Source organism: Acetobacter sp. AAB5 (assembly GCF_050106715.1).
Classification (GTDB): Bacteria; Pseudomonadota; Alphaproteobacteria; order Acetobacterales; family Acetobacteraceae; genus Acetobacter; species Acetobacter oryzifermentans.
Genome location: NZ_JBNIEW010000031.1, coordinates 1 through 4,489, shown reverse-complemented (window position 1 = coordinate 4,489; position 4,489 = coordinate 1). Strand labels below are relative to the sequence as shown.

The window sequence follows — 4,489 nt, the reverse complement described above, 5'->3', positions numbered from 1 at the left end:
CGAGAAGGACCGTCAGAAGCAGCTTACCAAGGAGATCGAGCAACCGACGTTCAGGCGGTCACGCGATCGGGGGCCTAGTATCGGATTTTAAGAGATATGTCGGATATAAAAATATTATTGTCCGGGCCACCATGCTGGGGGAGAGCTTCCTGAGTTTCTGAAATACACTCCCATTATTGCTTGGGATATCTGCTGATCTTCTTTGGAACCAGTCTTTAATTTGCCTGCCATATCAATCAATTTTCTATTCAGATCAGGGCCGTCTGTAGTATCTGGTGGAAGATTATTTTTAATATATAAACTTGCGACCTGATCCCAATTTAAAACTGCAAAATTAGTCCTTGTTGTGGTGCCTGTTTTGTAAACACCTATGTATTCTCCCCTAAATATTCCAGAATATGTAGGGGCTACCACATTGCATTTTATATATGTGTTTTGACCAAGTGTTTTTGTTGGAAAATCTTCCAGAATAACATTCATTGTCTGAGCACGAAGACCATTAGATGAATATATAGAACTCTTAACAGAATCCCTAATCTGTGCTGAAATTTTTGAATTATTGCAAGTATCTGCGATTGCAATTGATGGAATTATAAGGTTCATTATAAAAATAATAAACGTATTTACTTTTTTCATTTATATTAATTCTATTCTGATTTGTATGTTTCGCTTGTGGCGTAATAATATGCTCGTTTATAAGCGGTCAAATATTTTTCTTTTGTTTCTTCATTGAAATTGTTGTTCGGTATTGTTTCTTCAATCATTGTTTTAAACTTTTTAGCAATATCAATTTTGGTTTCTTTGTTCATAGAGCTAAAAACAGAACAGAATACAGAGTGCCAGGCATCTCCATTCTGTAGTATTTCGTTTAAAGAAGGCATGTTTATATCCTCTATCTACTTGTCTTGAGACATGTGCCATATACGCAGGATACGAACAATATTTTCGTTTTTATCGACGTCGTAAAGTAACACATAGGGGTGGACGACCACCCATTCACGGGTGCCATCCTCGCCTTCCCGGCCGATGTTGGGGAACATGGCGAGGTCTGTGGTGGCGTCGATCAGCCGGAGCAAAATCCGCTTGGCCGCGTGCGGGTTGCGGGGAAGCAGGTAGTCAACGATGGCGGCCCGGTCTGTTAGGGCTTCATCGGACCATTCAACCCGCACGTCGTTCCTCGTGTGGCAGTGCGTCAATCGCCGCCTGAACGCGGGCCAGATCAGCTTTCAGGATCGCCAGAACCTGTTCGGCCGGAACGGCCGGTTTCGTGCTGTGTCGGGCCTTGTGAATTGCGGCTCTTTTGGCTGCCAGTTCGTCGGACAGGTCGGTCATGACGCACCCCCTTGGAGAAGTTCGAGTTGCATGGGCGGGCGGGTCTCCGCGGCTTGCGCCTTGCGGACGTCGAGCGAGCCATTCCATGCCACATGCGGATTGATGAAATACACGGCCACGCCTCGGCCCTGCATACCTTCAATTTTCCGTCTTTCGCGGCGGATTACGCCCATTTTTTCAAGTGTCCCCATGACGGTGCTGACGTGCTTGGGAGCGCAGCCGATTTCTTCGGCGAGCTGGTCACGGTTAAGCAGCACCTCGCCCGTATCTTGTCGAAGATTGAGCAGCACCAGATCGAAGGCATGGCGGACCTGATGAGGCCGGTCATCGGATGGCAGGGCGCGGATAGCGTCCCAGATCGCGGCGGTCTGCATACGGCTCAACATGGTAAAACCTCCCGGCCAAAGCCCTTCGGTGGTGTCTGGTCGCGCGGCCTTCTGTAGCGCGTGGGTGATCTTGGAAAGAGCTATACGCGCCTCTCCGGGTAAATGCTTCAGAAGTTCTTCGGACAGGAGCGAGAGCTGCTCGGCCGCCTGTGCGGCTTCCTCCTGTTCGGATCGCTGCTGCCTTGTCGTCAGGCGCACAATCTGGGCCATGATCTGCTCCTTGTGGAGAACCCGTTTTTAAGTCCCGGAATCCGGGATCAATTAGTCCCGGAATCCGGGACTTAAAACAAGCCTTTTCTGTCGGATTTCTGCGGGGTGTGGCGATCCCTAAGAAAAAGAAAAGAATCTAATCCCCCTGTTGTCCCCCCTTTTTTCGGTGGAAAACTGCCATTTCAAGGGCTGTTCCGGCGCCCTGCGGGCGGGCTACGCCGCTCCCGCTCCGCGCTCGCCCGAAACCTGTGACGCCGGCAGAATCGGGCAAGAGCGAATTGCTCAGGAAGCGACGAGGGAGCGAGCCGGCTTTCCTGACCATGTGACGGTCAGGGGATATACCAGCCTGCCATCTCCCCTTTTGCGTCTGCCTGTGGGAAGCAGACCCGTTTCCCGTTCTGTGTGGTGCGCTGCCAGTCGTGACCCATGCACTGGCTGACAAGATCGAGGCTGCCGAGCTGATCGAGGGCATAGGCTCGCTGTCCGGCCGGGGTGTTGGCCCAGGACGCAGCCGCCTTCTCATCACGGGCGGCCTGATACCCTTCCGTCTGTCCCTGATCCAATCCCGTATTGTGTCCAAGGATATACCCTGCCCCAGAGGCTGCCAGAACGATCAGGAGGGCGGTAGAGCCTAACCAGAGTAGATTGGAGCGTAATTCGACCTTGGCGGCCTGTAGCGCCTTCTGTGAGGCTTCTGTGGCCTGTTTGAGCACGGTCTGGAGTTCGGATGACAGGGCATGTTCCTGCTGGTTCCGGGCCATTTGATCGGTCCGGACGGCCCGGAGCAGGCGGTTCGTCTCCCCCATTTCCCGGCCGAGCTGGTCGAATGCGGCCAGCCCGTCATCCAGCTCGCGTTCGTCGGTCATGACTGATCTGGCCCGGGCTTCTGCCATCCCTCGAACGCCCTGTGGTCATGGTCGCGGGTGATGCGCTTCATCAGCTCATCAATGACGCGGCCGAAGCGTTCATCTTTCCCGGCAGCGTCGATCAGCAGGCCGCCGAGAATGACCTTGCGCCGGGTGTCCCGTTTGCGTTCCTCGGCGTTCTGTCTGGCGAGAAGTGCCTGGTACCGGGCTTTGGCCTGCTCGACCTGCTGTTTTGCTTTCTCGATGGGGGTCATGTCTCTCTGTCTCCCTTGCCGCGTTCAGCCGTGCAGGAATGCTCGCCATTCATCGCGGGTCACAACAATCGTCTGGCATTCTGACACACAAGCCAGCAGAGAAAACTCTGGCACAATATCCATCATATTTTTGATCTGCTCGCACACGTCCAGTTTGTAATCATCAGACCCCAAATCGACGTGTAGAACGCGCAGGTCAGGTGCACCTATTCCACGCTGAAAAACCACAAACACACGGTCCATATCGGAACATTCCTTGCATTGGGTGGTATGATGATAACCCTTGCGACGAAGGAGTGAAGGGCGCACTTTAGCATTGTTCCAATGCGTGCGTCAGGGACGTTCCTTCCCTGAACCCTTCCTTATCCCGGTGACCCGTGGCGATCTATCACCTATCCGTCAAATCCATTTCACGTTCGGCCGGTCGCAGTGTCGTTGCTGCTGCTGCCTATCGTGCCGGTCAGGAACTGATGGACGAGCGGCAGGGCCTGACGCACGACTACACCCGGAAACAGGGGGTGGAGGATGCGTTCATCGTGGCCCCGAATGGCGCGGACTGGGCGCAGGACCGGAACGCCCTGTGGAACGCAGCCGAGGCGGCCGAGAAGAGGAAGGACGCCAAGACCGGCCGGGAATACGAGCTGGCGTTACCGGCCGAGTTGGACGCCGACGCACGGAAAGAACTGGCCCGTGATTTCGCCCGTGAGCTGGTGGAGCGGTACGGGGTGGTGGCCGATGTGGCGATTCATGAACCCGGACGGGAAGGGGACAACCGGAACCATCACGCCCATATCCTGACCACGACCCGGACGGCCGGAGAGGAAGGACTGGGGGCCAAGACGCGGATTCTGGACGTGGCCAGCACCGCATCGGCCGAGATCGAGCACATGCGGGGTGTGTGGGCGCGCCAGGTGAACATGGCGCTGGAACGGCACCAGGTCGAACAGCGGGTAGATCACCGGAGCTTCGAGCGTCAGGGGAGGGAGCAGGAACCGACCCGGCACATGGGGGTGTCAGCGACCGCCTTGGAGCGACAGGCAGCCCGCGAGATCCCCGACCGGGAGCCGGTGACAGATCTCGGGAAGCAAAATGCGGAGATCCGCGAGCGGAACCGGGTTCTGGAAACGGCCCGCAAGGCCGTGGAGAAGGCGCAGGAGCTGTTCTCCGGCCTTGAGAAGCGGGCAAAGCTGGCGGTCGGTCTGGCCCGGAAGATCGGGCAGCGGATGGAGCGGGAGAGAGAGGCCGAGCGCCAGAGGAAGGAATTGGCGCGTCAGGCCGAGATCAGACGCCAGCAGGACATCCGGGCGGCCGAGGAAGCCCGGAAGGCTGCCGAGAAGGACCGTCAGAAGCAGCTTACCAAGGAGATCGAGCAACCGACGTTCAGGCGGTCACGCGATCGGGGGCCTAGTATCGGATTTTAAGAGATATGTCGGATATAAAA

9 protein-coding genes are annotated in these 4,489 nt (G+C 55.6%); 1 reads left to right on the top strand and 8 read right to left on the bottom strand.

What is annotated here, in order from left to right; translation table 11 throughout:
* Positions 1-114: 114 nt before the first annotated feature.
* From ACP7IZ_RS13405 to ACP7IZ_RS13370, 8 genes are all read right to left on the bottom strand, one after another.
* A complete protein-coding gene (locus ACP7IZ_RS13405; RefSeq protein ID WP_211499778.1) occupies positions 115-636 on the bottom strand; it encodes a hypothetical protein in 522 nt (173 codons plus the stop codon).
* Between the two features lie 11 nt (positions 637-647).
* Positions 648-881 carry a hypothetical protein gene (locus ACP7IZ_RS13400; protein ID WP_211499779.1) on the bottom strand — a complete coding sequence of 78 codons (234 nt, stop codon included), beginning with the start codon at positions 879-881 and terminating at the stop codon, positions 648-650.
* 15 nt (positions 882-896) lie between these two features.
* Positions 897-1,169 (bottom strand): type II toxin-antitoxin system RelE/ParE family toxin, encoded by a 273-nt coding sequence (locus ACP7IZ_RS13395; RefSeq protein WP_339412514.1) that lies wholly within the window; start codon positions 1,167-1,169, stop codon positions 897-899.
* Positions 1,159-1,332, bottom strand: a complete 174-nt coding sequence (locus tag ACP7IZ_RS13390; RefSeq protein ID WP_211499773.1) for a hypothetical protein — start codon at positions 1,330-1,332, stop codon at positions 1,159-1,161. Before ACP7IZ_RS13390 ends, ACP7IZ_RS13395 begins: the two co-directional genes overlap by 11 nt.
* The gene (locus ACP7IZ_RS13385; protein WP_211499774.1) at positions 1,329-1,928 is read right to left on the bottom strand and encodes a helix-turn-helix domain-containing protein; all 600 of its coding nucleotides are present in this window, start codon (positions 1,926-1,928) and stop codon (positions 1,329-1,331) included. The genes ACP7IZ_RS13390 and ACP7IZ_RS13385 overlap by 4 nt, the downstream gene beginning before the upstream one ends.
* Before the next feature lie 329 nt (positions 1,929-2,257).
* Positions 2,258-2,794: a hypothetical protein gene (locus tag ACP7IZ_RS13380; protein ID WP_010518133.1), complete on the bottom strand. Its 537-nt coding sequence runs from the start codon at positions 2,792-2,794 to the stop codon at positions 2,258-2,260.
* On the bottom strand, positions 2,791-3,048 hold the full coding sequence (locus ACP7IZ_RS13375; protein WP_211499775.1) for a mobilization protein: 258 nt from the start codon (positions 3,046-3,048) through the stop codon (positions 2,791-2,793). The genes ACP7IZ_RS13380 and ACP7IZ_RS13375 overlap by 4 nt, the downstream gene beginning before the upstream one ends.
* Before the next feature lie 24 nt (positions 3,049-3,072).
* On the bottom strand, positions 3,073-3,291 hold the full coding sequence (locus ACP7IZ_RS13370; protein ID WP_211499776.1) for a hypothetical protein: 219 nt from the start codon (positions 3,289-3,291) through the stop codon (positions 3,073-3,075).
* A gap of 134 nt (positions 3,292-3,425) precedes the next feature.
* Between ACP7IZ_RS13370 and mobQ the strand changes: the two genes are divergently transcribed.
* Positions 3,426-4,469: a MobQ family relaxase gene (gene mobQ, locus ACP7IZ_RS13365; protein ID WP_211499777.1), complete on the top strand. Its 1,044-nt coding sequence runs from the start codon at positions 3,426-3,428 to the stop codon at positions 4,467-4,469.
* The last annotated feature ends 20 nt before the right edge of the window (positions 4,470-4,489 follow it).

What these genes read in the sequence shown, in the direction of transcription:
- ACP7IZ_RS13385 (WP_211499774.1), bottom strand. Translation starts at nt 1,928, where the DNA reads ATGGCCCAGATTGTGCGCCTGACGACAAGGCAGCAGCGATCCGAACAG.
- ACP7IZ_RS13405 (WP_211499778.1), bottom strand. Translation starts at nt 636, where the DNA reads ATGAAAAAAGTAAATACGTTTATTATTTTTATAATGAACCTTATAATT.
- ACP7IZ_RS13400 (WP_211499779.1), bottom strand. Translation starts at nt 881, where the DNA reads ATGCCTTCTTTAAACGAAATACTACAGAATGGAGATGCCTGGCACTCT.
- ACP7IZ_RS13370 (WP_211499776.1), bottom strand. Translation starts at nt 3,291, where the DNA reads ATGGACCGTGTGTTTGTGGTTTTTCAGCGTGGAATAGGTGCACCTGAC.
- ACP7IZ_RS13380 (WP_010518133.1), bottom strand. Translation starts at nt 2,794, where the DNA reads ATGACCGACGAACGCGAGCTGGATGACGGGCTGGCCGCATTCGACCAG.
- ACP7IZ_RS13390 (WP_211499773.1), bottom strand. Translation starts at nt 1,332, where the DNA reads ATGACCGACCTGTCCGACGAACTGGCAGCCAAAAGAGCCGCAATTCAC.
- ACP7IZ_RS13375 (WP_211499775.1), bottom strand. Translation starts at nt 3,048, where the DNA reads ATGACCCCCATCGAGAAAGCAAAACAGCAGGTCGAGCAGGCCAAAGCC.